The organism is Mesorhizobium sp. M0587 (assembly GCF_040320945.1).
GTDB lineage: Bacteria > Pseudomonadota > Alphaproteobacteria > Rhizobiales > Rhizobiaceae > Mesorhizobium.
Genome location: NZ_JAMYQP010000008.1, coordinates 184,673 through 209,700, shown reverse-complemented (window position 1 = coordinate 209,700; position 25,028 = coordinate 184,673). Strand labels below are relative to the sequence as shown.

Genomic DNA, 25,028 nt, shown 5'->3' with positions numbered 1-25,028 from the left:
GGCAAAGATGAACATCCTTGCCCAATCCTCGCTCGCAGCTCGCTCGCAAGAAACCGTCGTGGAGACGATCATGAAACCCCTGTCATACGCCAGGCGCGGCGCGCGCTGGCTGATGGCGGCCGGTATCGCGGTCGCTCTCGCGCCCGCACTGCCGGCAATCGCCGCCCAGAACATCCAGGCCACCAGCCCGGATGTGCAGCCATTGCAATTCGACAATCCGCGCGTCATCAATCCGGAGCCCGGGCGCGTGGTGCCCTTCTTTATCAAGACGGGCGGCCAGCGCGGCTGCGATTATGTCGTTTATTCGCTGAGCTTCGGCTTGCGCGGCGATCCGCAAGGCTTTGCCGACCTCGCGGGCAGACTGAACAAGGTCAAGATCGACTTCAAGGACCAGCTTCCGCACGGCCTTGAGATCGTCAACGTGAATGTGTCCGGCGACGGCACGAATTCGTCCGGCGGTCCTCTACCGGGCGCCACGATCAGCAGTTCGGCGAACCCCAACGATACAGCTGAAGTTTCCGACTTCCGGATTTCCGCTTCCGATCTCGACGGCGTCGGTGCGCCGAACGAGCGGGACATCACCTTCAGGATCACGGCCAAGATCGATCATGCGGCGTTTCCCTCGCCGACGATCGTCGACAACCAGGGTCTGATCAAGGTGACCGCCGGACCCGGCACCGGGATCATTATCCCATCGCAGGATCCGGGCAAGCCGGATGACGGCAACATCCTCACCGGCGAGAAGACCTCGATCCGCATCGATTTGACCAAGTGCAACCCGCCACCGCCTCCTCCCGGCAAGGAATGCTTCAAGGTGGAACGCGGCACGGTCGATTGCGTGCCCGGCGGCGGCGCCTTCATCTACCACATGCCGGTCGGCCCCGAGATGGGCGGCAAATGGGTGCAGCTTTCGACCACCACGCCCGGCATCATCATCATCCCCGACACCCAGAAGGTGCCGGCGGGCGGCGGCGTGCTCAACTGGAAGATCGCCGGCGCATCGCCCGGCGACGTCATCCACCTCGTCGTCACCGGCATCGACACCTATGCCGGGCCGAAGGAGGGCTGGGGCCTGTGCTGCACGCAGACCATCGACATCGTCATCCCGCGCGACCAGAGGTGCCCGCCCAAGGATAAGGAGCCGGACCTCAAGGTCGAAAAACGCGCCGATGTCGCGCGCTGCACGATGGCCGGCGGCTGCGATTTCACCATCAGGGTCACCAATGTCGGCACCGGTGCCTATCACGGCAAGATCGTGCTCGACGAGGTGACGCTGCCGGCCGGCTCGACGCTGAGTTCAGGGCCCAATCCGCCTTGGGCCTGCGTGCCTGGCACCACCCCGATGACATGCACCTATCCGGTGACAACGCTCAATCCGGGGGCCTTTGTCGACCTCAAGCTCGGCTTCAAGCCGGCAGGCGGCTGGCAAGGCAGCGTGTTGCGCAATTGCGCCGCCTATGACTACGCGGCCAGCGGCAAGCCGCTGTTCGGCAGCCAGTCCAACGACCGCGGCTGCGCCTCGATCCCGGTCTGCCGGCGCGGCGACCGCAACCCGGACTGCCGGCCGCCGGTCGACAAGAAGGTCGATCTGATCCTCAAGAAGCACGCCCGCGCCGAGATCTGCACGGCCGACGGCGTTTGCAGTTTCGTGATAGACGTCATCAACAACGGCACCGGGACCTATAACGGGCCGCTGACGGTGATCGACACCTATCCCGGCGGCGCGCCGGCCACCTCGACCTTCGGGCCGAGCCCGCCATGGACATGCGGACCGAACGGTCCCGGCCGGTTCCGCTGCGACAACGCTGGGATATCGCTGCCTCCTGGCGCCTCGACGTCGATCGTAGTCAAGGCGGTCATGCCGGCCGGCTATCGGTTGGACACGGTGGAAAACTGCGCCGAGGTGAAGGCCATCCCTGGTGAAGACGACCTCACCAACAACAAAGCCTGTGCCAAGGAACGCATTCGCCATCCCAATGGCGGCAAGCCGGCCTTGCGCATCACCAAGCTGTGCAGCGGCTCGCTTGCAGGGGCCGCGCTGGTCTCCTGCCGCATCACGGTGATCAACGCCGGCACGGCTGCCCCTACCGGTCCGGTGCGGGTCAACGACGCCGCCTCGCTGGTGGCCGGCGGCGCACCCGTCCAGATCCAGACCGTCACATCAGACGGCGCGGAATGGGCGTGCGGACCGGTCCCGGCCAACGCGCTGTCCTGCCAGATACCCGGTGCCGCCATGACACCTGGAACCAGCCGCCACTTCGACGTGACGGTCCGGGCCAATGGCGAGTTCGAGAACTGCGCGCGCGGCTCCTATGGGCCAGCACCCGGAGACGACGTCGTCTATCCGATCGGCCAGGCCTGCGCCAAGGGCGGGGCCCCTTCGACCATCCGCGTGGAAAAGACCGGCGATCGCGAATGCCGGCTCGGCCAGCCCTGTTCGTTCGACATCACCATAACCAATGACGGGACGAGCCCCTTCTCCGGCCCGGTCCGTATCGGTGATGCGATCGGCGTGGAAGGGCTGGGCCGGCTGGATAGTGTTGCCGTTACCTCGATCGACCCGCCATTCGGCTGCTCGCCCGAGCCGGCTACCTTGCCACTGTCCTGCATCGCCAACCTGACGCTCGGCGCCGGGGAAAGCCATACGCATCATGTCACCGTGGTCATTCCCGAAGACGGCCGTCTGGCCAATCTGCAAGGCGATGTCAGCGGCCAGAACTGCGTTGGCGTCCTGTCTCCCGACACGCGGGTGCAAGGCGGCGGCGATGTGCTGCCGCACGACGCGGCCAACGGGCAGGGCGATCGCAGCAAGGCCTATGCCTGCCACCCCTTCACCATCACGCATGAGGTGAAGAAGCAATGCTCGGCAGGTCTTGTCATGAACGGTGCCGGCAGGTGCGTCTGCCCGGAAGGCACCACCTTCCGCAACGGCCAGTGCACGGGCGGCGGCGTCATCGTCGAGCCCAAGCCGAAGCGTTGCGTGCTGCTCGAAGGCCAGATCCGGACCGGGGATGGACGTTGCGTCTGCCCACGTGGAACCGGGCTTGAGAACGGAAAATGTGTCAGGACCGACAACCCCGAGCAGTGCACAATCCGGGGCCAGGTCCACACCGCCGACGGAGGCTGCGTCTGCCCGAAAGGTACGGAAGTCAGGGCCAATGCCTGCCGACCGATCCGGCCGAAGCAGGAGCAGTGCACCATCCGCGGCCAGGTCCACGGCGCCGACGACAATTGCGTCTGCCCGAGGGGTACGGAGATCCGGGACGGCGCCTGCCGGCAGAAGAAGCCGGAACTGGAACAGTGCGACATACGCGGCCAGGTCCATAACAAGCGCGGCGAGTGTGTCTGTCCGCGTGGAACGCAGGTGATCGACGGCGCATGCCGCAGGCAGCAGGTGGAGTGCGCACCGGGCTCGCAGATGGTCAATGGCCAATGCCAGCCGATCATCAAGCGGCGCTGCCCGGAAGGCACGATCGGGCGCTACCCCAACTGCAGGCCGATCCGCCGGCCATCGTTGGAGTTCAACCCGAACTTGCTGAACCCGAACATTCTGCAGCAGCTTATGCCTAGGAGCAAACCCCAGATCGAGCAGCAACAGCAGGATGATCCGGCCAGAAACATCCAGACCTTCAAGCCGTAACCGTCCATGTGACGCCAACCAGAAACCCGCCGGAGCAATCCGGCGGGTTTTTGCTGGGGTCCGGGGCGGCCGGGCCGGCGCAACACGGGCAAGCCCCGCCGGGGCGTCGACCGATCAAGGTACCTGCGCACTCGACAAGTCTCCTGCTGCCCATTAGGCAGTCGATTGAGAGTGGCGGGATGACAGGCGCTCGGAAAGGCCGCAGGATGAGCAAAAAGACCTTGATCGCACCATCGGTGCTTGCGTCCGACTTTTCCCGGCTCGGCGACGAGGTCGAGGCGGTGCTGGCGGCCGGTGCCGACTGGATCCATCTCGATGTGATGGACGGGCATTTCGTGCCCAACATCACCTTCGGCCCGCCGGTGATCAAGGCGATCCGCAACCGTACGAAGGCCTTCTTCGACTGCCATCTGATGATCGCGCCTGCCGATCCCTATCTGGCCGCCTTCGCCGAGGCCGGCTGTGACGGTATGACGGTGCATGCCGAGGCCGGGCCGCACCTCGACCGCTCGCTGCAGACGATCAGGAATCTCGGCAAGAAGGCCGGTGTGTCGCTCAATCCGGCGACGCCCGAAAGCGCCGTCGAATACGTGCTCGACCGCCTCGACCTGATCCTGATCATGACCGTCAATCCGGGTTTCGGCGGCCAAGCCTTCATTCCGGAGATCGTCGACAAGGTGAGACGGGTCAAGGCGCTGATCGGCGACCGGCCGATCCGCATCGAGATCGACGGTGGCGTGTCGGCGGAAACCGCGCCGCTGGTCACCGCCGCCGGGGCCGATGTGCTGGTGGCCGGCGCCGCCATCTTCAAGGGCGGCAGCGTCGAAGCCTACCGGGCAAACATCGAGGCGATCAGGACGGCGGCCGACAAGGCCACTGGCTAGGGCAATTCCAAGAAAAGTCTGTAACGGCTTTCCGTCCGGAATTGCGTGGAAACAAAAGTTGGAGCGGTTCACCGTTTTCCACGAAAACGCTTTGACGCGCCGCGGTCATCCCGCTTCAGTTCCAATAGGCCGGCTAAGGCTCGATCCACCGAGAGCATCGAGCTTGGAAACGGGGCCCGATTCGGTTGTGCTGGTCGTAATTTTGGCGCGCGATAGAGAAGATACATGCGCAGCACACAAAACGCGGGTGGTTCCTGCGTGCATACAAAACATGCTAAGTTTCCGCTGGTTGCAGCCGCGCGGATTTGTGGCACCGGTCGGAGGGGCTGGTATATTTCTTTGTGCTAAAGTATAGTGGCGTGGTCTTCTGTTTCGGACTCGAATTGCCCAAGACGAGAATGGGGGACAAGGAGTCGCTTTGACATACGGAGCTGCCAATCTGAACGGCGACGGCACGGACTCCAAGAGCACGCTTGCCAGCACGGTCTATCATCAACTGCGTGGCGATCTTCTCGGCGGTGCTCTTGAAACGGAAAGCAAGCTGCGGGTCGAGTGGGTTGTTTCCAAATATGGCGCCGGTGCCTCTCCGGTCCGGGAAGCCCTCAATCGCCTTGCCTCGGAGGGACTTCTCGGCCGCCACGACCAGCGTGGCTTTTTCATCATGCCGGTTAGCGCGACGGAGCTCGAAGAGCTGACGCGCACTCGCTGCTGGCTCGAGGAACGGGCGCTGCGCGAATCGATTGCTCACCGCACCGCCGCATGGGAAGAACAACTGGTGCTGGCGTTGCATCGCCTGGGGCGGGCTTCACGTCTTTCGCCGCAGAACCAGTCATCGCTCAATCCGGACTGGGAGAAGTTGCACCGCATATTCCATAGGGTTTTGATTTCAGCCTGCCGGTCGCAATGGCTGGAGGGATTTTGCGATCAGCTTTCCGACCATGCCTACCGCTACCGGCAAATGGCCAATGACGGCGAAGGCATCCCGCGCGACGATTTCGGCGAACACCGGCTGATCGCCGAATGTGCGTTGGACGGCAATGCCGACGGTGCCGTGGAGGCGCTGATCGAGCATTACCAGCTGACCGCGGCCATGTGCTTGGAGCGCTTAAGGCAGGACGAAGACTCAAAGGCTGTCGCCCCGGCCGAACGCGCGCGGCGATAGCAGTTGGGCGTGGACCGTCCGCAAGGCAATCGCTTTTCAGGCTTCGAATTCGCTCGATCCCGAGCATTGGCGCCGCCGACTTCGGCAAATGGTCTCTGCTATAAGGTCTAACCGCGGTTTGCAGTCTTGACGACATCGTCAGGAACCGCGAACTCTTCGCCGCCGTCACTGCGGGAAGACTTTCATGAGCAACCATCTGTTCGACGCCTTCCGGTCCCGGATGCCGGCGGCAGGCCGCCTGTTGATGGAAACCGATGACGGCCGCTCGCTCACCTATGGCGATATGCTGGCGCGATCGGCGCAGATGGCGCACGCGCTTCTGCAGCTGGGTGTCGAACCGGGTGACCGGGTTGCCGTGCAGGTCGAGAAGAGCCCCGAGGCCGTCCTGCTCTATCTCGCTTGTCTGCGCGCCGGCGCCGTCTTCCTGCCGCTCAACACCGCCTACACACTGACCGAACTGGAGTACTTCTTCGGCGACGCCGGACCGCGGCTGGTCGTCTGCGATCCGGCAAGGGCAGCCGACATCGCCGCGCTGGCGCAAAAGACGGGCGCCGCCACCGTGACGCTCGGCAGCGACGGCGAGGGGTCGCTGACCGATCACGCCTCGCGGCTGCCGGCGGGTTTTCTTGATGTGGCACGCGGGCCGGATGATCTCGCGGCAATCCTCTACACGTCGGGGACGACCGGCCGTTCGAAAGGCGCCATGCTCACCCACGAGAATCTCGCCTCGAATGCGCGGGTTCTGGTCGATCACTGGCGCTTCACCAGTGATGACGTGCTGATCCACGCGCTGCCGATTTTCCACACCCACGGCCTGTTCGTCGCCACCAACGTCGTCCTGATGGCAGGCGCTTCCATGCTGTTCGAGCGGAAATTCGACGCAGGCCGCATAGTCTCGCTGTTGCCGCGCGCCACTGCCCTGATGGGTGTGCCAACCTTCTATGTGCGCCTGTTGCAGCAGGAGGGTCTCGACGCCGAGGCGGCAAAAACCATACGTCTGTTCGTTTCCGGCTCGGCGCCGCTGCTGGCCGAAACGCACAAGGCCTGGCGCGAGCGCACCGGCCACGCGATCCTGGAACGCTACGGCATGACCGAGACCAACATGAACACCTCGAACCCTTATGACGGTGAACGGCGCGCCGGAACGGTCGGCTTCCCCTTGCCTGGTGTCGCGTTGCGTATCGCCGATCCAGACACGGGCCGACCGCTTGCCGAGGGCGAGGTCGGCATGATCGAAGTGAAAGGTCCGAATGTTTTCGCTGGTTATTGGCGCATGCCGGAGAAGACCAAGGCGGAATTCCGCGCCGACGGCTTCTTCATATCAGGCGATCTCGGTATGGTCGACGGCGACGGCTATATCCACGTCGTCGGGCGCGGCAAGGACCTGATCATTTCCGGCGGCTACAACATCTATCCGAAGGAAGTCGAAAGTGAGATCGACGCGCTTGACGGAGTTTCGGAAAGCGCCGTCATCGGTGTCGCCCATCCCGATTTCGGCGAAGGCGTCACGGCTGTCGTCGTGCGCGCGCCGGCATCGCGGATAACGGCTGCCGAGATCCTCGGCGCCATCGCCGGGCGTGTGGCAAAATACAAGCATCCGAAGCAGGTGATCTTCGTCGACGAACTGCCGCGCAACACGATGGGGAAGGTGCAGAAGAATCTTTTGCGCGAGGCCTATAAAGATCTCTACACGGCCGGTTAGGGAAGCAATTCAGGAAAGATATGAAACGGTTTTCCCGGTACTGCGTAAAAACAAAGAGTTAGAGCGGTTTCGGCGTTCGTGAGACGGTGAACAGTTCTAGCGAACGCGGCGCTCCGGCATCAGCCAAATCCTGGCTCAGCCAGGGTATATCAGCTCGACGACATGATCGGCGATCGCTAGGCTCGCTGTCAGCCCAGGGCTCTCGATGCCGAATAGGTTGACGATCCGGCCGGCACCATGGTCGGCTGGACCCTGGATCGAGAAATCGGCCGCCGGCTGGCCGGGGCCGGACAATTTTGGCCGGATGCCGGCATAGGCCGGAAGCAGGGCACCGTCGCCAAGATCGGGCCAGTCGCGTCGGATCGCCGCGTAGAAGGTGGCGCTGCGGCCTGGGTCGACGGTGTAGTCCACGCTTTCGACCCATTCGACATCCGGACCGAAGCGCGCGCTGCCGGCAAGATCCAGGGTCAGATGCACGCCGAGCCCGCCATGGACCGGCACTGGATAAATCAGCCGCGAGAAGGGCGACCGGCCCGAGAGCGCAAAATAGTTGCCGCGCGCCAGCCACAGCGGTGGAACGAGGTCTTGCGGGAACCCCTCGATCCGGCGAGCCACGGCCTGCGCATAGAGGCCAGCGGCGTTGATGAAGGCGCCGGCCTGCAACGCATAGGTCTCGCCATCGGCATCCTGTGTGTCGATCCGGATCCCATCGGGTTCAACAGCAGCTCCGGCAACAGTGGTGAGGAAGGCGAAGGATGCACCAGCGGCTTCGGCATCGCCGCGCAACGACAGCATCAGCGCATGGCTGTCGACGATGCCGGTCGATGGTGAAAGCAACGCGCCGGCGCATTGCAGCGCGGGTTCGAGGCTCTCGGCCTCACCACGGGATAACAGTTCGAGGTCGCCAACCCCGCAACTTCGTGCGTTGTCCTGGATCGCCCGCAATCCATCCAACTGGCCGGGCTCAACCGCAACGATCAGCTTGCCGGTGCGCGCGTGAGCGACGCCGTGCTCACGGCAATAGGCATAAAGCCGTTGGCGTCCTTCGACACAGAGCCGGGCCTTCAGGCTTCCCGGCGCATAGTAGATGCCGGCGTGGATGACTTCCGAATTGCGCGAGCTGGTGCCGGTGCCTTCCGAGCCGGCCTGCTCGACCACCACCACTGCGCGACCCGACTGGGCGAGCGCCCTGGCGATGGCGAGCCCGACGACACCTGCGCCAGCGATGACGCAATCGATGTCATTCATGACCGGTCTTCACCGAGCGTTTTCGGAGCCGGTCGCAAAGACCTTGTCGCCGCCGATCCAGACGCTTTTGATGTCGAGATTATCCGACAGCGCAACGATGTCCGCCGCCGTGCCGTTGGCGAAGCGTCCAAGCCGGTGCGACTGGCCGATCGCTTGCGCCGGATAGAGCGAGGCCATGCGCAATGCCTCCGACAGATCCAGTCCGACAATCCGGTGCACGTATCGAACAGCCGAGATCATGTCGAGATCCGCCCCCGCCAACGTGCCGTCGGCAAGCCGAAGGCTGCCGTCCTTGCGATAGATGGTACGGCCGTTCAGCGTGAACGAAGTCATGTCGGTGCCGATCGTCGCCATGGCGTCGCTGACCAGCACGATCTTGCCCGGTCCCTGCTTGGCGCGCAGGGCGATCTTGATGGTGGCGGGATCCACATGGATGCCGTCGGCGATGAGCCCGGCGGAAAATGTGCCGATGTCGATGGCCGCGCCCGCCAGCCCGGGTTCCCGGTTGCCGATCTGGCTCATCGCGTTGAACAAATGGGTGACCATCGATGCACCGGCCTCGGCAAAGGTGCCGGCCGTGGCGTAGCCGGTGTTGGAATGGCCAAGGCTGACGACGATTCCGGCCCTGGCGAGTGCGGCGACGCGCACCGGTTCGACGGATTCCGGTGCGATGGTGGTGAGCAGCACCGGCAGCCTTTGCCGCGTCGCCATAAGCACAGCCTGGTCGCCATCCGTCATTGGCCGGATCAGTGCCGGATCATGCGCGCCCTTGCGGGCGATCGACAGATGTGGGCCCTCGAGATGCAGGCCGAGGAAGCCCGGCACCTTCCGCAGCGCCGCTGCTTCGCCGGCAGCGACAGCGGCGGCGGTGATGGCGGGCGTGTCGGTGATCAGCGTCGGCAGCAGCGCCGTCGTGCCGAACGGCGCATGCGCGCGGCAGATGGTTTCGATCGAGGCGACGTCGGGGTGGTCGTTGAGCATGACGCCGCCGCCGCCATTGACCTGGAGGTCGAGGAATCCCGGCGCCAGCATGCCGCCGCCAGTATCGACGACGCGAATATCGGAAGCAAGGGCGCCTGTGGGCAAGATGGCTTCGACGAGGCCGTCGCGCACGACAAGTGCCGCGCCTTCATGCCAGTCGTCGCCATCGAAGATGCGGGCGCCAGTCAGGGCAAAGCGGGTGCTCATACGGTCTCCGTCACCTTGCGGAGATTGCGCGGCGTGTCCGGATCGAGGCCGCGATGGCGGGCAAAGGCCTCGACGAACATGTAGAAGGAGACGATCAGCGTCAGCGGATCCGTCAGCGGGTGCCCCGTGGCGACATGCGGCAGGCGTACGGCGCGATTGGCAAGTGCGGAGGTCACGAACACCGGCGCACCCTTGGCCGCCAGGCTGTCGGCGGCCTCGGTGATCGACGGTTCGGACGCGTCGCGCGCGGCCAGCGCCAGCACCGGAAAATCGGGGCCGATCAGCGCCAGCGGGCCATGCATGACCTCGGCCGCACTGTATGCCTCGGCATGTATGCCGCAGGTTTCCTTGAATTTCAGCGCCGCCTCGTTGGCCATCGCTGCGGACGGGCCGCGGCCGAGGATGAACAGCGATTTCTGCTTCTCGATCGTCTCTGCCAGCACGCCCATCCAGTCGCAGGCGATCGCCTTGCCGAAATGCTCGGGCAAGCCGGCGAGCGCCGCGAGCAGCGCATCGTCGCCGGTGGCGTGCGCCATCAGGGCGAGCCCGGTTACGGCGGAATTGATGAAGGTCTTGGTTGCCGCCACGCTGCGCTCCGGCCCGGCCAGCATATCGATCGCATAGTCCGAGGCGCGCGCCAGCGGCGAATCGGCGGTGTTAGTGATGGCGATGGTCAGCGCACCACCGGCCCGCGCGGTCTCGGCCATGGCGACGATGTCGGGGCTCTTGCCCGATTGCGAGATCGCCAGGCAGGCCGAGCCGCCGAGCTTCAGCTTCCGGCCATAGATCGAAGCGATCGACGGACCGACCGAAGCGACAGCCAGGCCAGCGGTCAGCTCGACGGCATATTTCATGAAGGTAGCGGCATGGTCGGACGAGCCGCGCGCCACGGTGACCACAAATTGCGGGTCGCGTTCGCGAATGCCGCGCCCGGCCTCGGAGAGCACAACGCCGGAGCCGTCGAGCAGGCGGGCGACAGCCTGCGGGATCTCCTCGATCTCGCGCCGCATATGGGTCATCTCAGTAGACACGGTCGCCTCTGACGACATGGTCGGCACTGTGCTCATGGTCGGCCCTCTTCGCTCGGCGCTGTCAGCCGCAATTCGGCGACGAAATCATAGGCGTCGCCCCTGTAGATGGAGCGGGTGAATTCGATCACCTTGCCGCTCGCCAGATAGGAAATACGTTCGATGTGCAGGCCGGCAATACCTGGCGGGACTTCAAGCAGGCGCGCATCGTCGTCGCCGAGATTGGCGGCGGAGATGCGCTGGACAGCCCGCACCGGCCGATTGCCGTTCGATTCCAGCGCCGCATAGAGCGAGGAGCCTATGGCAGCCGGGTCGGGCAGCACGCTGGCCGATAGCGAGGCGCGCTCGATCGCCAGCGGCGTGTCGTTGGCGATGCGCAGGCGCGCCACCCGCGCCACCAGTTCGCTCGATGACAGGCCGAGCACCATCATTTCGTCGGGCGAGGGCGCGTAAAGGCCGCGGTCGAGCCAGGCAGAACGCACGGCCATGCCGCGCCGCGCCATGTCCTCGGTGAAGGAGGTCAGCCGCGACAGCGACTGCTCGACGCGCTCCATGCGTGGCGCCACGAACGTGCCGGAGCCGTGGCGCTGCACAAGAATGCCGCCCTTGACCAAATCCTGCACCGCCTTGCGAACGGTGACGCGCGAAATGTCGGCCTTGGTGGCGATGTCACGCTCGGAGGGCAGTGCGTCGCCCGGGCCGATCAGGCCACGATTGACCGCGTCCTCGATGCTCTTGCGCAACTGCAGATAGAGCGGCGCGCCGCTTTGCGACGACTGCTTCAGCGTGGCGAAGATCTGGTCGGCGGCATCGCTCATCGCGCCGCCTCCGCTGGTCCCGCGAAAAGGCGGACCGCCATCTGCACGGCGCCGCCCAGCGCGTCGTCGAGCGGCGGCTTCAGCAGCGCCCGGTGGCGCTGGGACAGGCGCGGGGCATAAAGCGGCGCCAGCCCGCCGAGCAGACAGAGCGGCGCGTCGTCCGCTAGGTCCAGCGCGCCGAGCGCGGCTTCGACGTCGGCGATTGCACGGTCGAGGATCCAGTTGGCGACGCTGTCGCCCTTTTCGGCATGCTCGAACACCTTGGGCGCGAAACCGCCGAAATCGCCGGGTTTGGCATTGGTGGTGAATTCGACCACGTCCTCGGGATTGTTGCGGAAAACCGCGAGCATGCTCTGCGTCAGCGGCGAACCCTTGCGGACGCCGTCATAGGCGAGCAGCGTCTGTTCGAGCAGGTCGCGGCCGATGCGGGCGCCACTGCCTTGGTCGCCGACCTGAAAACCCCAGCCGCCGATGGCGCGCGACTTGCCGTTTCTGCGCGCCATATAAGCAGTGCCAGTGCCGAGGATCGCCATGGCGCCGTCGCCTGCGCCGACCGCCCCTTCGAGGGCGATCTCGGCGTCGGTCTCGACGCGGCTGATGCTGAACGGCAGGATCGCTTCGAGCTGTTGCCTGTAGGTGCCGACATTGGCGCCGGCGAGGCCGAGAATGGCAGGGGTTTGCGGGACCAGGTCCGGGTCCTGCCCGGCGGCGAGGAACGCCTGCCGTGCAGCCTCGACGATGTTCGACCGGGCGCCGGTGAGGTCGGTGCGGATATTGGCCGCGCCGCTTTTGGCGCGGCCGACGACAGTGCCGTCCACTGTTGCCAGGGCGGCCCTGCAGCTGGTGCCGCCGCCATCGATACCGAGCACGAAATTCAAGCGATTTCTCCTCCGGGCGGATAATACCAATAAAATACCAATAGCCAAGGGTTAATTTCCGTTTCAAGAGAACTAAGCCGCATTTCATTGGAAACTTTGCACATTTTGCCAGTTCGACGGTTTCCAGCTCGAGAATTCCTTAATGCGTGTGGACAAGTGGTATTTTTTTGGTATTGTTCCGATATCGGAGGAACCGGGATGGCCGAAACGCGCACCGAAGCGCTTCACAGAAATGCCGAGGGACTGGATATCCAGGCCCCGGAAACCATCCTTGCTTCGTTGGCCGACGCGCAGGTCGAAGCCGCGAAAGTCGTCCGCGCCGCTATCCCCTCCATCGCCGGAGCGGCCGAGATCATCGCCCGCAGCCTGAACAACGGCGGAAAGCTTGCCTACGCGGCCGCCGGCAGTTCGGGCCTGATGGCGCTTGCCGATGCGTTGGAACTGCCCGGCACGTTCGGCATCCGGCGCGACCGCATCGCCATCCTGATCGCCGGCGGCGACGAGGCTTTCAGGACATTGGCCGGCGGACCCGAGGATGACACCGAGGAGGCAGCGGCTGCCGTAGCCAGCGCCGGTATCGGCAAGGGCGACTGTCTTATCGCCATTTCCGCCAGCGGCACGACGCCCTACGCGGTGCGCGCCATCCAGGAAGCGCGCGGCCGGGGCGCCGCCACCATCGCCATCGCCAACAACCGCGATTCGCTTCTGCTGCGCCAGGCCGAAACCGCCATCCTGCTCGAAACGCCGCCGGAGCTGATCGCCGGTTCGACACGCATGGGCGCCGGCACCGCGCAGAAGATCGCGCTCAACATGCTGTCGACATTGACCGCCGTTCATCTCGGCCATGTCCATGACGGCTATATGGTCAACCTCATGGCCGACAACATCAAGCTGCGCGACCGCGCGGCGCGCATCGTCGCCGCCATTACCGGGCACGACAAGGACGAGGCGGCGCGGCTGCTCGAAACGAGCGGCGGCGGCGTCAAGACCGCCATTTTGCTTGCCGCCGGCGCCGCCAGCGCCGATGCGGCTGAGAAACTACTGGAAGGAACCGGCCACAAATTGCGGCCGGCGCTTTCCGCGATCGAGGGGAGCAAGGGGTCAAAAGCCACCGTTCTCATCAAAACCGAACCTGAAAAAGGTCAACAGGGAGACTGAGCATGACAACGAAACTACTGACGGCACTGCTTCTGGGCACCAGCATTCTCGGCTCCGCCGGGGTGGCTTATGCCGAGGACGTAACGCTCAACATTGAGAGCTGGCGCGGCGACGACCTTGCCATCTGGAAGGACAAGCTGATCCCGGCTTTCGAAGCCAAGAACCCTGGCATCAAGGTGGTGTTCGCGCCATCGGCTCCGACTGAATATGATGCCGCACTTGGCGCCAAGCTCGCCGCCGGCTCGGCGGGCGACCTGATCACCTGCCGCCCGTTCGACAAGTCGCTTGAGTTGTACAAGAAGGGCAACCTCGCCGATCTCTCGGCGCTGCCCGGCATGGAGAACTTCTCGCCGGTGGCCAAGTCCGCCTGGCAGACCGACGACGGCAAGGTGAGCTTCTGCGTACCGATGGCCTCGGTCATCCACGGCTTCATCTACAACAAGGACGCCTTCGACAAGCTCGGCATCAAGGTGCCGCAGACCCGCGACGAGTTCTTTGCGGCACTCGACAAGATCAAGGCCGACGGCACCTATATCCCGATGGCCATGGGCACCAAGGATCTCTGGGAAGCCGCGACCATGGGCTATCAGAACATCGGCCCCAATTACTGGAAGGGCGAGGAAGGCCGCGCCGCGCTGATCAAGGGCGAGCAGAAGCTGACCGACAAGGACTGGGTCGCGCCGTTTGAGGAACTGGCCAAGTGGAAGCCTTATCTCGGCGACGGCTTCGAAGCCCAGACCTATCCGGACAGCCAGAACCTGTTCACGCTCGGCCGCGCCGCCATCTACCCGGCCGGCTCATGGGAAATCGGCTTGTTCAACACCCAGGCGCAGTTCAAGATGGGCGCCTTCCCGCCGCCGGTCGAGAAGGCCGGCGACACCTGCTACATCTCCGACCATACCGATATCGGCATGGGCCTGAACGCGGCTTCGAAAAACGCCGATGCTGCCAAGACCTTCCTGTCCTGGGTGGCCTCGCCGGATTTCGCCACCATCTACGCCAACGCGCTGCCGGGCTTCTTCAGCCTGAACTCCGCGCCGGTGAAGATGGAAGACCCGCTGGCGCAGGAATTCGTCTCCTGGCGCGGCAAGTGCAAGTCGACGATCCGCTCGACCTATCAGATCCTGTCGCGCGGCACGCCGAACCTCGAGAACGAGACCTGGGTTGAATCGGCCAACGTCATCAACGGCACCGATACGCCCGAAGCTGCCGCCAAGAAGCTGCAGACCGGTCTCGACAGCTGGTATCATCCGGCGAAGTAAGAGCTCCGGCTGAGCGCTGCTTATCTCCCCCCTCGAGGGGGAGATGTCGCCAAAGGCGACAGAGGGGGTCGGTGGAGGCAGGCCGCGACCTGATCGCTGCTGGGAAGCACGGTCAAATGTCGATGGCGCGCTGCCTTGACCGACCCCACCCGCCTCGCTTCGCGAGGCACCCTCCCCTCAAGGGGGAGGGAGGCGCCGCGCCTTTAGCGGTATTCTCCAAGACCTGATCGGCGGGGACCGAACTCATGGCCACAGATATCAGACCGAAGAGACCGTTCCGTTGGCACATCGGCGTCTTCCTGGCGCCGGCGGTGCTCGTCTATACGGCGATCATGATCCTGCCGCTGGCAGGAACTTTGCAGCTGTCGCTGTTCCGCAACATCGAGCAGTCCCAGGTCTTCGTCGGGCTGGCAAATTTTCGCACGCTGTTCGGCGATCCGAACTGGTCGGTGGGTTTCTGGAACGCGCTACGAAACAACGTCTGGTTCTTCATCATCCACATGCTGGTGCAGAACCCGATCGGCGTCATGCTGGCGGCTCTGCTGTCCAGCCCAAGACTGAGATTCGCGGCCTTCTATCGCACGGCGATTTTCGTGCCGACCATCCTGTCCTTCGTCATCGTCGGCTTCGCCTGGAAGCTGATCCTGTCGCCGCTATGGGGCGTGGCGCCGCATATGATGGACCTGGTCGGCCTCAAAAGCCTGTTCACGCCCTGGCTCGGCAAGGAGCAATATGCGCTAACCGCGCTCAGCCTGATCTCGGTTTGGCAGTTCGTCGGCATCCCTATGATGCTGATCTACGCAGCTCTGCTGTCGATCCCCGAAGAGGTGATCGAGGCGGCCGAATGCGATGGCATCACCGGCCTGTCGCAGTTCTGGAAGATCAAGCTGCCGCTGATCCTGCCGTCGATCGGCATCATCTCGATCCTCACCTTCGTCGGCAATTTCAACGCCTTCGACCTGATCTACACCGCGCAAGGCGCGCTCGCCGGACCGAACTATTCGACCGACATTCTCGGCACCTTCCTCTACCGCGCCTTCTTCGGCTTCCAGCTGCAGGTCGGCGACCCCAACATGGGTGCTGCGATCGCGACGATGATGTTCCTGATCATCCTCGGCGGCGTCTGCGTCTACCTCTTCCTCGTGCAGACGCGCCTGCGTCGCTACCAGTTCTGAGGGTCGGAGATGTCACGGCTGAATACTCCCCTCTGGCCTGCCCGTCCTCCGCAGCTGCAGCGCAGATGCTGCGGAGGGTGGACCGGCCATCTCCCCCGCAAGGCGCCTCATCAGGAGACGTCCCAATGAGCACCGCGACCCATTCCCTGCCCCGCACCATCGGCGCCCACGCGATCCTGTTGACCTATACGGCGATCGCATTGTTTCCGGTGGTCCTCGTCATCATGAATTCGTTTAAATCCCGCGCCGGCATTTTTGGCGCGCCGCTGACGCCGCCGACGCCCGGGACTTTCGACCTGATCGGCTACACCACGGTCATCGGCCAGGGCGATTTCATCCACTATTTCCAGAACAGCTTCGTCGTCACCGTCGCTTCCCTGTTCTTCGTGCTGTTGTTCGGCGCCATGGCCGCGTTTGCCCTGTCGGAATACCGGTTTCGCGGCAATTCGCTGATGGGGCTCTACCTGGCGCTCGGCATCATGATCCCGATCCGGCTGGGCACCGTCGCCATCCTGCAATTGATGGTGGCGAGCGGGCTGGTCAACACGCTGACGGCGCTGATCCTGGTCTACACCGCGCAGGGCCTGCCGCTGGCCGTCTTCATCCTGTCGGAATTCATGAAGCAGGTGTCCGACGATTTGAAGAACGCCGGCCGCATCGACGGGCTCTCAGAATACACGATCTTCTTCCGCCTGGTGCTGCCGCTGGTGCGGCCATCGATGGCGACGGTCGCCGTCTTCACCATGATCCCGATCTGGAACGATCTCTGGTTCCCGCTGATCCTGGCGCCGTCGGAAGAGACCAAGACAGTGACGCTCGGCGCGCAATTGTTCCTCGGCCAGTTCGTCACCAACTGGAACGCCATCCTGGCCGCCCTGTCGCTGGCGATCATGCCGGTGCTGATCCTCTACGTCATCTTCTCGCGGCAACTGATCCGCGGCATCACGTCGGGAGCCGTCAAGTGAGTTCGCAAAGTCCCCTTCGCGTCGTCGTCGCCGGCCTCGGCAATATGGGGCGCAGCCATGCGCTGGCCTACCACACCAATCCGGGCTTCGAGATCGCGGCCCTGGTCAACCGCTCCGACGTGCCGTTGCCTGAAGGGCTCTCCGGCTATGGCATCCGTCGTTCCTTCGACGAAACCCTGCGCGACGAAAAGCCCGATGTCGCCTGCATCGCCACCTATTCCGACAGCCATGCCGACTATGCGGTGAAGGCGTTCGAAGCCGGCTGCCATGTCTTCGTCGAAAAACCGCTGGCAACGACGGTGGCCGATGCCAAGCGCGTCGTCGCGGCGGCCAACGCCAACGGCAAGAAGCTGGTGATCGGCTACATCCTGCGCCATCACCCGTCCTGGATCAGGCTGATCGCCGAGGCGCGCAAGCTCGGCGGCCCTTACGTCTTTCGCATGAACCTCAACCAGCAATCCTCAGGCCCCACCTGGGAGACGCACAAGCAGCTAATGCAGACGACCTCGCCGATCGTCGATTGCGGCGTTCACTATCTGGACGTGATGCTGCAGATCACCGACGCCAAGCCTGTCGAGGTGCGCGGCATGGGTGTGCGGCTGACGCAAGACGTCGCGCCGTCGATGTACAATTACGGCCACCTGCAGGTGCTGTTCGACGACGGTTCGGTCGGCTGGTACGAAGCCGGCTGGGGTCCGATGATTTCGGAGACGGCCTTCTTCGTGAAGGACGTCATCTCGCCGAAGGGCTGCGTGTCGATCGTCATGAAGGAAGGCGTCAAGTCCGACGATATCGACACCCACACCAAGACCTCGACCATCCGCCTGCACAATGCGGCAACCGGCGCGGACGGCAAGTTCACCAAAGCCGACGAAATGCTGTCGATGGCAGGCGAACCTGGCCACCAGGACCTCTGCGACCTCGAACAGGCTTTTGTCCTCAAGGCGATCCGCGAGGACATGGATCTCACCAAGCACATGGACGACGCGGTGAAATCGCTCGCGGTCTGTCTCGCTGCCGACGAGAGCGTGCGTAGCGGAAAGGCGGTGCGGTTGTGAGTGCGGAATTATTCTTGGGAATTGCGCTCTACGGCGCCCCCCTCTGGCCTGCCGGCCATCTCCCCCTCAAGGGGGGAGATCAGCTGTCGGCACTGCCTTCGCCAATCACCGAGGTCGAAAAAAGCGCTGCGGCGTCAAAGCTGCCAATCTCCCCCCTTGAGGGGGAGATGGCCGGCAGGCCAGAGGGGGGTGCATTCGCGCCCACATTCCAATCCGGAGGATCGCCGTGGGCTCGCTGAAGATCGAGAATGTGAAGAAGGCCTTCGGTCCGGTCGAGGTGCTGAAGGGCATTGACCTCGAAGTGACGGATGGCGAATTCGTCGTCTTCGTCGGGCCCTCGGGCTGCGGCAAGTCGACCTTGCTCAGGGTGATCGCCGGGCTGGAGGATTCGACCTCGGGCCGGGTGGTCATCGATGGCGGGGATGTGTCCGCCACGCCGCCGGCCAAACGCGGTATCGCCATGGTGTTCCAGACCTACGCGCTTTACCCGCATCTGACGGTGAAGAACAATATGGGCCTCGGCCTCAAGCAAGCCGGCACTCCGGCGCCCGAGATCGACCGCCGCATCGGTATCGCCTCGTCGATGCTGTCGCTGGAGCCCTATCTGGAAAGGCGGCCGGCGGAACTCTCGGGAGGCCAGCGCCAGCGCGTCGCCATCGGCCGCGCGGTGGTGCGCGAGCCCAAGCTGTTTCTCTTCGACGAACCACTGTCGAACCTGGACGCGGCGCTGCGCGTCAACACGCGGCTGGAAATCGCCCAGCTGCATCGCCGCCTGAAGGCAACAATGATCTACGTCACCCACGACCAGGTCGAGGCGATGACGCTTGCCGACAAGATCGTCGTGCTCAATGCCGGCCGGATCGAGCAGATCGGCGGGCCCATGGAGCTCTACAATTCGCCGGCAAATGAATTTGTCGCCGGGTTCATCGGCTCGCCGAAGATGAATTTTGTCGACGGCGCCCGTCTCGGCGAAACGGCCAAGACCATCGGCGTGCGGCCGGAGCATCTGACCGTCGATCCGAAGTCCGGCGCCTGGAAGGGCACGGTGGTGCACGCCGAGCATCTCGGCGCCGACACCAATCTCTATCTCGACTGCGAGAAGGCCGGACTGATCACCGTGCGGATTTTCGGCGTCTATGATGCTGAGCCGGGCGCGACGCTTTACGCAACGCCGGATCCGGCGAAGACATATCGGTTTGGGATGGACGGAAGGGTGCTGAAGTAGATACACGGCGCTTCTCCCTTCCTCTCCCTCCGGAGGGGGGAGAGGTGGCGCCGCGAAGCGGCGACGGAGTGGGGGAAGGCGGTCCTCAAATGCGCCGCCGCTGGCAACTCACCACAGGGTCTCGATCTAGGCGAGGCATCGCCCCGGCTTGACGTAACAACGGAGCAAGGTCGACCCCCACTCCGTCGAGCTTCGCTCGCCACCTCTCCCCCGATCGACGGGGTAGAAGAAGGGCGCGAAACCGTCTTCTCTCCTTCAGAGCACCACAAGGAGAGAACGGAGAAGTTGCGCCTACGCGTCAGCCCTAAACGTCTGCTTCTGCTGGCCGAGCCCTTCGATACCGAGTTCCACAACATCGCCCGCCTTCAAGAACACCGGCGGCTTCATGCCGAGCCCGACACCGGGCGGGGTGCCGGTGGAGATGATGTCGCCGGGGTGCAGCGACATGAATTGGCTGAGATAGGATACCAGATACGCCACGCCGTAGACCATGGTCCTGGTCGAGCCGTTCTGCATGGTCTTGCCGTTGACCGTCAGCCACATTTTGATGTTCTGCGGGTCGGCCACCTCGTCCTTGGTCACCAGCCAGGGGCCGATCGGACCGAACGTGTCGCAGGATTTGCCCTTGGTCCACTGGCCTTGCCGCTCGGCCTGGAAGGCGCGTTCGGAGACGTCGTGCGCCACGCAATAGCCGGCGACATAATCCATCGCATCGGCTTCGCTGACATACTTCGCCGTCTTGCCGATGACCACGCCGAGTTCGACTTCCCAGTCGGTCTTCACCGAGCCGCGCGGGATCAGCACGTCGTCGTCCGGCCCGACGATCGCCGAGCTTGCCTTCATGAAGATGATGGGCTCCGGCGGCACGGTGGCGCCGGTCTCGGCGGCGTGGTCGGAATAATTGAGGCCGATGCAGATGAACTTGCCGGTGCCGGCAACGCAGGCGCCGATGCGGGGCTTGCCGGAAACCGCCGGCAGCGACTGCGGATCGAGCTTCGCCAGCGTCGCCAGCGATGCCGGATCGAGCGCCTTGCCGCCGATGTCGGCGACGTGGCCGGTAAGATCACGGACCGTTCCATCCGCATCGAGCAGGCCGGGGCGTTCGCTTCCCGCCTCGCCATAGCGCAGCAGCTTCATGGTATGTCTCCTCAGTCAGATTGGTTCAGATCGACCAGCCACCGTCGATATTATAAGCCTGCCCTGACGTATAGGTGGCGCCGGCCAGATAGACGGCGAGATCGGCGATTTCCTCCGGGGTGCCGAGCCGGCCCATCGGCTGGCGGGCGATGAAGGCGGCGCGGGCCGCTTCATAATCGCCCTGCGCATGCATGCGGTCCTCCAGCGACGGGCTCTCGACCGTGCCGGGGCAGATGGCGTTGCAGCGTATGCCCTTGCCGACATAATCGGCGGCGATTGCCTTGGTCAGGCCGACCACCGCGGCCTTGGTGACGCCATAAGCGAAACGGTTCGGCACGCCCTTGGTCGAGCCGGCCAGCGACGCCATGTTGATGATCGCGCCGTCGCCGCGCTCCAGCATGCCGGGCAGGACGGCACGGATCGTGCGGATCATGGCGCGGACATTGAGATTGAAGGCGAAATCGAGATCGGCATCCTTCATTTCGAGGATCGAGCCGGAGTGGACGAAACCGGCGCAGTTGAACAGCACGTCGACGGCACCGATTTCGGCAAAGGCGGCGTTGACGGCCTCGTCGTTGAGCACGTCCAGCTTACGGGTCTGGATGCCGGAGTCCTTGGCCAGTTCCGCCAGCAGCGTCTCATTGATGTCGGTGGCGTAGACGGTGGCACCAGCGTTGGCGAAGGTCAGCGCGCTCGCCTTGCCGATGCCTTGCGCCGCTGCCGTGACGACAACGACCTTGCCTGCCAGATCCGCCATGTTTTTCTCCTCCTGGGTCATCTGGCGTTATCGGCGGCCGGCCGGGGCGTCATGTGCCAGTCAGGCGCCACTATGCGGCCTGCGCCGCGTCAGTTCACAGATAAAGATGTTTTTTCTCGTTAAAGAACATGCTCCCAGGCGTCAAGCCCGAACGCGATCACCATAGCGGCAACACCGTACACGCTCAGTCTCCGTAAGGCACCCAAACGTTTTTCACCTCGACGGCGCGCCGCAGGAAAGCATCGCCGGCCGCCTCGCCGGATGCCCAGTCGAGGCTGCGGCCATTGCCGCTCCAGACGCGCTTGAGGTTGCCGACGGACTCGGCTTCCGCGTTGGCGCAGGTCTCGGCATCGGCAAACACCCAGAGCCCGTCGACATCGTCGTGCTTGGCCAGTACGCCGGCGAGTTCCGCCGTGCGGCCGGTGACGATGTTGATGGCGCCGGCCGGCACGTCGGAATATTCGATGACCTGATAGAGGTCGGTGGCCAGCAGCGGATAGCGCTCGGAGGGCACGGCGATCACCGTGTTGCCCATGGCCAGCGCCGGCACGACCAGCGAGATCAAGCCGAGCAGCGGCGATGTATCGGGCGCGACGATCCCGACGACGCCAACCGGCTCGTGCAGCGCCAGTGTCACGGCACGGGCCGGCGGCTGGTGCACGCGGCCCTCGAACTTGTCGGCAAGCCCTGCATAGAGGAACAGCCGTTCGATCGACAGCTCAACCTCGTCGCGCGCCGCCTTGGCGCTGGTGCCGGTCAGTTCCGTGAGGCGAGCGGCGAACTCGCTTGCACGGCCGGAAAGGTTCTCGGCCAGATAATACAGCACCTGGGAACGGTTGTAGGCGGTCGCTTCCGGCCAGGCCTTACAGGCGCGGGCGGCTGAAACGGCGTCGCGGATGTCCTTGCGACTGCCGAGCCCGACCTCGCCCGCGAGCTTGCCCTTCGCGGTGGCGATCGCCAGTGAATAGTTGCCGTCCGGCCGTACCTGCTTGCCGCCGATGAAAAGTTTGGCCGTGCGATCGATCGCCGCGCCGTCGACCTGTTCGACAGGCTGCGCGGATGTCGTCGCCGGCTTGATGGCCGGACCGAGCGGCAGTTTTGCCGAGAGATATTCGAACATGCCCTCGCGCCCGCCTTCCCGACCGAAACCGCTCTCGCGGTAGCCGCCGAAGCCGCAGGCGGCGTCGAACATGTTGGTGCCGTTGATCCAGACGACGCCGGCCTTCAATTGCGGCGCAACGTGGAGAGCGAGATTGACGTTCTCGCTCCACACGGAGGCGGCCAAGCCGTAGCGGGTGTTGTTGGCGAGCTCGATCGCTTCCTCGGTGTTGCGGAAGGTCATGGTCGCGAGCACCGGGCCGAACACCTCTTCCTGGGCAAGAATGTTAGCCGGCGAAACGCCAGTAGCGAGCGTCGGCAGGTGATAATAGCCGGAAGACGGCAGTGCTGCATCCGGCTGCCAGCATACCGCGCCCTGCCGGGCACCTTCGGCGACCAGGCCCTTGACGCGGTCGAGCTGCGTCAAGTCGACCAGCGGGCCGATATCGGTGTTCTTGTCGAGCGGACTGCCGACGCGCAGCCGGCTCATTCTGACCTTGACCTTGGCGATCAGGGCTTCGGCGATGCCTTCCTGCACGAGCAGCCGCGAACCCGCACAGCAGACCTGGCCCTGGTTGAACCAGATGCCATCGACCAGGCCTTCGACGGCGCTGTCGAGATCGGCATCCTCGAAAACGACGAAGGCCGACTTGCCGCCGAGTTCCAGCGACAGTTTTTTGCCCGATCCAGCCGTGGCTTTCCGGATGATCTTGCCCACTTCCGAAGAACCGGTGAAGGCGATCTTCTGGATGCCGGGGTGGTTGACGATGGCCGCGCCCGCTTCCGGTCCGCCCTGCACGATGTTCACGACGCCTTTCGGCACGCCGGCGCGTTCACAGATTTCGGCGAACAGGATTGATGTCAGCGGCGTGAACTCGGCCGGTTTCAGTATCACCGTGCAGCCGGCGGCGAGCGCCGGCGCGATCTTCCAGGCCAGCATCAGCAGCGGAAAATTCCACGGAATGATCTGGCCGACGACGCCGACGCCCTTGTGGCCGGGGAAATCCCTGTCCAGCGCCTGCGCCCAGCCGGCATGGTGGATGAAATGGCGGATGGCCAGCGGCACGTCGATGTCTCGGCTTTCGCGGATCGGCTTGCCATTGTCGATTGTCTCAAGCACCGCGAACAGGCGCTGGTGGCGCTGCATGGCGCGGCCGATGGCGTAAAGCACTTTCGCGCGCTGGTAGCCCGAAGAGGCCGACCATTTCGGCAGCGCCTTGGTAGCCGCCGAAACCGCGGCATCGATATCGGCGGCGTTGGCATCCGAGACCTTGGCCAGCAGCCCGCCGGATGACGGTTCGCTGGTATCGAACGTCTTGCCGCCGGAAGCGGCTTTCCAGTCGCCGCCGATGAACAGTGCCTTGGAAAAATCGCACGCGGCAAGCCAGGCATCCGCCTCGTTGCGGGCCTCCGGCGCCGGGCCGTATTCCATGGCGTGATAGCGTTCGAGGATGTTCATCAGGTGCCTCCTTCACCTCCCGCTTGTGGGGAGGGATCGATCGGCAAGGCCGATCGGGGTGGGGGATGGGGCGCTCACGCCATGGCGTGGCGATGATTGGCCGAATAATGCCCGGTCAGATGATGCTCGAGCTGCCGCTCGATGTCGGTCAGAAGGCTCGACGCGCCGAAGCGGAACAAGGTCGGCTCCAGCCACGGCCGGCCGAGCTCTTCCTTCATCAGCACCAGCCAATCGAGCGAGGCTTTTGCGGTTGAAATGCCGCCGGCGGGTTTGAAGCCGATGAGATAACCCGTCTCCTCGAAATAGGCCCTGATGGCGCGCACCATGGCCAGCCCAACCGGCAGCGTGGCGTTGACGCTCTCCTTGCCGGTCGAGGTCTTGATGAAGTCGGCGCCCGCCATCATCGCCACCATCGAGGCCAGCATGACATTGCGCAGCGTGGCGAGGTCGCCGGTGCCGAGAATGACCTTCAGATGCGCGTCGCCGCAGGCGGCACGCATCGAGACGATCTCATTGTAGAGCTCGCGCCATTTGGCGCCGAACACCAGGCCGCGTGGAATGACGACGTCGATCTCGTCGGCGCCGTCCTTCACGGAGGCCTCTATTTCCTGCAGGCGGGTGGAGAGCGGCGCAAGGCCATGCGGGAAGGCTGTGGAGACGGCGGCGACATGGATACCGGTGCCGCGCACGGCGTCGACAGCGGTGGCGACGAAGGGGTGGTAGACGCAGATCGCGGCCGGGCGGATGGTTTCGCCGGAAATGCCGAGACCCTCGACGATGTCGCGGCGGAACGGGTTGATCGCCTTGGCGCAGAGCCGGCGCACGCGCTCCTCGGTGTCGTTGGAGTTCAGCGTCGTCAAATCCATGCAGGCGACGGCGCGCAGCAGCCAGGCCGCCTGGTTGTCGGCCTTGATCGAGCGCCGCTTGGTGAGGCTGGCGACGCGCCGTTCCAGCGCCGAGCGGTTGACGCTGCGTACCGATTCCATGAAGCCGAGGTCGAGCTTCATGCCGGGGTTGCGCGCGATGCGGTGGTCCAGCGGGATGGGGGTGTTGGCGGCGGCACGCGCAGGCAGCGGCGTCACCTTGGACGAGCCAAGCTCGGCTTCGCGGATTGTGCTGCTCATCTCCTGCCCTTTCATTCAGCGACGTGCGCCGAAGATAGCCCGTGAATTGACGCTTCACGAGT

The 25,028-nt window shown here is 64.3% G+C and carries 19 protein-coding genes; 10 read left to right on the top strand and 9 right to left on the bottom strand.

Features of this window, described 5'->3' with window-relative positions; all coding sequences use genetic code 11:
- The first annotated feature begins 7 nt into the window (after positions 1 to 7).
- The 4 genes from NKI49_RS10535 (at position 8) to NKI49_RS10520 (ending at position 7,388) form a co-directional block, all read left to right on the top strand.
- Positions 8 to 3,640: a DUF7929 domain-containing protein gene (locus NKI49_RS10535; protein ID WP_352603331.1), complete on the top strand. Its 3,633-nt coding sequence runs from the start codon at positions 8 to 10 to the stop codon at positions 3,638 to 3,640.
- Positions 3,641 to 3,846: 206 nt separating this feature from the next.
- Entirely contained in the window at positions 3,847 to 4,524 is a 678-nt protein-coding gene (rpe, locus tag NKI49_RS10530; protein ID WP_352603333.1) for a ribulose-phosphate 3-epimerase, read from the top strand.
- A gap of 418 nt (positions 4,525 to 4,942) precedes the next feature.
- Entirely contained in the window at positions 4,943 to 5,686 is a 744-nt protein-coding gene (locus tag NKI49_RS10525; protein ID WP_352603335.1) for a GntR family transcriptional regulator, read from the top strand.
- A gap of 184 nt (positions 5,687 to 5,870) precedes the next feature.
- Positions 5,871 to 7,388, top strand: coding sequence for a malonate--CoA ligase (locus NKI49_RS10520; protein ID WP_352603336.1), 1,518 nt, complete (start codon positions 5,871 to 5,873; stop codon positions 7,386 to 7,388).
- A gap of 135 nt (positions 7,389 to 7,523) precedes the next feature.
- On the opposite strand, the gene NKI49_RS10515 is transcribed toward NKI49_RS10520, so the two are convergent.
- From NKI49_RS10515 to NKI49_RS10495, 5 genes are read right to left on the bottom strand one after another with little or no spacing between them, the layout of a single operon-like run.
- Complete coding sequence (locus NKI49_RS10515; RefSeq protein WP_352603338.1) at positions 7,524 to 8,636, bottom strand: NAD(P)/FAD-dependent oxidoreductase; 1,113 nt, start codon at positions 8,634 to 8,636, stop codon at positions 7,524 to 7,526.
- A 9-nt stretch (positions 8,637 to 8,645) separates the two neighbouring features.
- On the bottom strand, positions 8,646 to 9,824 hold the full coding sequence (gene nagA, locus NKI49_RS10510) for an N-acetylglucosamine-6-phosphate deacetylase (RefSeq protein ID WP_352603340.1): 1,179 nt from the start codon (positions 9,822 to 9,824) through the stop codon (positions 8,646 to 8,648).
- Entirely contained in the window at positions 9,821 to 10,834 is a 1,014-nt protein-coding gene (locus NKI49_RS10505) for an SIS domain-containing protein (RefSeq protein ID WP_352603497.1), read from the bottom strand. Before NKI49_RS10505 ends, nagA begins: the two co-directional genes overlap by 4 nt.
- A gap of 53 nt (positions 10,835 to 10,887) precedes the next feature.
- Positions 10,888 to 11,670: a GntR family transcriptional regulator gene (locus tag NKI49_RS10500; protein WP_352603342.1), complete on the bottom strand. Its 783-nt coding sequence runs from the start codon at positions 11,668 to 11,670 to the stop codon at positions 10,888 to 10,890.
- Complete coding sequence (locus tag NKI49_RS10495; RefSeq protein ID WP_352603344.1) at positions 11,667 to 12,548, bottom strand: glucosamine kinase nucleotide-binding domain-containing protein; 882 nt, start codon at positions 12,546 to 12,548, stop codon at positions 11,667 to 11,669. The genes NKI49_RS10500 and NKI49_RS10495 overlap by 4 nt, the downstream gene beginning before the upstream one ends.
- 198 nt (positions 12,549 to 12,746) lie before the next feature.
- On the opposite strand from NKI49_RS10495, the gene NKI49_RS10490 reads away from it, so the two are divergent.
- The 6 genes from NKI49_RS10490 (at position 12,747) to NKI49_RS10465 (ending at position 19,391) form a co-directional block, all read left to right on the top strand.
- Positions 12,747 to 13,706, top strand: coding sequence for an N-acetylmuramic acid 6-phosphate etherase (locus NKI49_RS10490; RefSeq protein ID WP_352603346.1), 960 nt, complete (start codon positions 12,747 to 12,749; stop codon positions 13,704 to 13,706).
- 2 nt (positions 13,707 to 13,708) lie between these two features.
- Positions 13,709 to 14,968, top strand: a complete 1,260-nt coding sequence (locus NKI49_RS10485; protein WP_352603347.1) for an ABC transporter substrate-binding protein — start codon at positions 13,709 to 13,711, stop codon at positions 14,966 to 14,968.
- A 245-nt stretch (positions 14,969 to 15,213) separates the two neighbouring features.
- Positions 15,214 to 16,143, top strand: a complete 930-nt coding sequence (locus NKI49_RS10480; protein ID WP_352603349.1) for a carbohydrate ABC transporter permease — start codon at positions 15,214 to 15,216, stop codon at positions 16,141 to 16,143.
- Between the two features lie 125 nt (positions 16,144 to 16,268).
- Positions 16,269 to 17,108: a carbohydrate ABC transporter permease gene (locus tag NKI49_RS10475; RefSeq protein WP_352603351.1), complete on the top strand. Its 840-nt coding sequence runs from the start codon at positions 16,269 to 16,271 to the stop codon at positions 17,106 to 17,108.
- Positions 17,105 to 18,166 carry a Gfo/Idh/MocA family protein gene (locus tag NKI49_RS10470; protein WP_352603353.1) on the top strand — a complete coding sequence of 354 codons (1,062 nt, stop codon included), beginning with the start codon at positions 17,105 to 17,107 and terminating at the stop codon, positions 18,164 to 18,166. Before NKI49_RS10475 ends, NKI49_RS10470 begins: the two co-directional genes overlap by 4 nt.
- 226 nt (positions 18,167 to 18,392) lie before the next feature.
- Complete coding sequence (locus NKI49_RS10465; protein WP_352603355.1) at positions 18,393 to 19,391, top strand: ABC transporter ATP-binding protein; 999 nt, start codon at positions 18,393 to 18,395, stop codon at positions 19,389 to 19,391.
- A gap of 291 nt (positions 19,392 to 19,682) precedes the next feature.
- Here the strand turns inward: NKI49_RS10465 and NKI49_RS10460 are convergent, their stop codons facing one another.
- From NKI49_RS10460 to deoC, 4 genes are all read right to left on the bottom strand, one after another.
- Positions 19,683 to 20,528, bottom strand: a complete 846-nt coding sequence (locus tag NKI49_RS10460) for a fumarylacetoacetate hydrolase family protein (RefSeq protein ID WP_352603357.1) — start codon at positions 20,526 to 20,528, stop codon at positions 19,683 to 19,685.
- 25 nt (positions 20,529 to 20,553) lie between these two features.
- Positions 20,554 to 21,285 carry an SDR family oxidoreductase gene (locus tag NKI49_RS10455; protein WP_352603359.1) on the bottom strand — a complete coding sequence of 244 codons (732 nt, stop codon included), beginning with the start codon at positions 21,283 to 21,285 and terminating at the stop codon, positions 20,554 to 20,556.
- A gap of 184 nt (positions 21,286 to 21,469) precedes the next feature.
- Positions 21,470 to 23,842, bottom strand: coding sequence for an aldehyde dehydrogenase family protein (locus NKI49_RS10450; protein WP_352603361.1), 2,373 nt, complete (start codon positions 23,840 to 23,842; stop codon positions 21,470 to 21,472).
- Between the two features lie 74 nt (positions 23,843 to 23,916).
- Positions 23,917 to 24,966 carry a deoxyribose-phosphate aldolase gene (deoC, locus tag NKI49_RS10445; protein WP_352603362.1) on the bottom strand — a complete coding sequence of 350 codons (1,050 nt, stop codon included), beginning with the start codon at positions 24,964 to 24,966 and terminating at the stop codon, positions 23,917 to 23,919.
- Positions 24,967 to 25,028 lie beyond the last annotated feature (62 nt).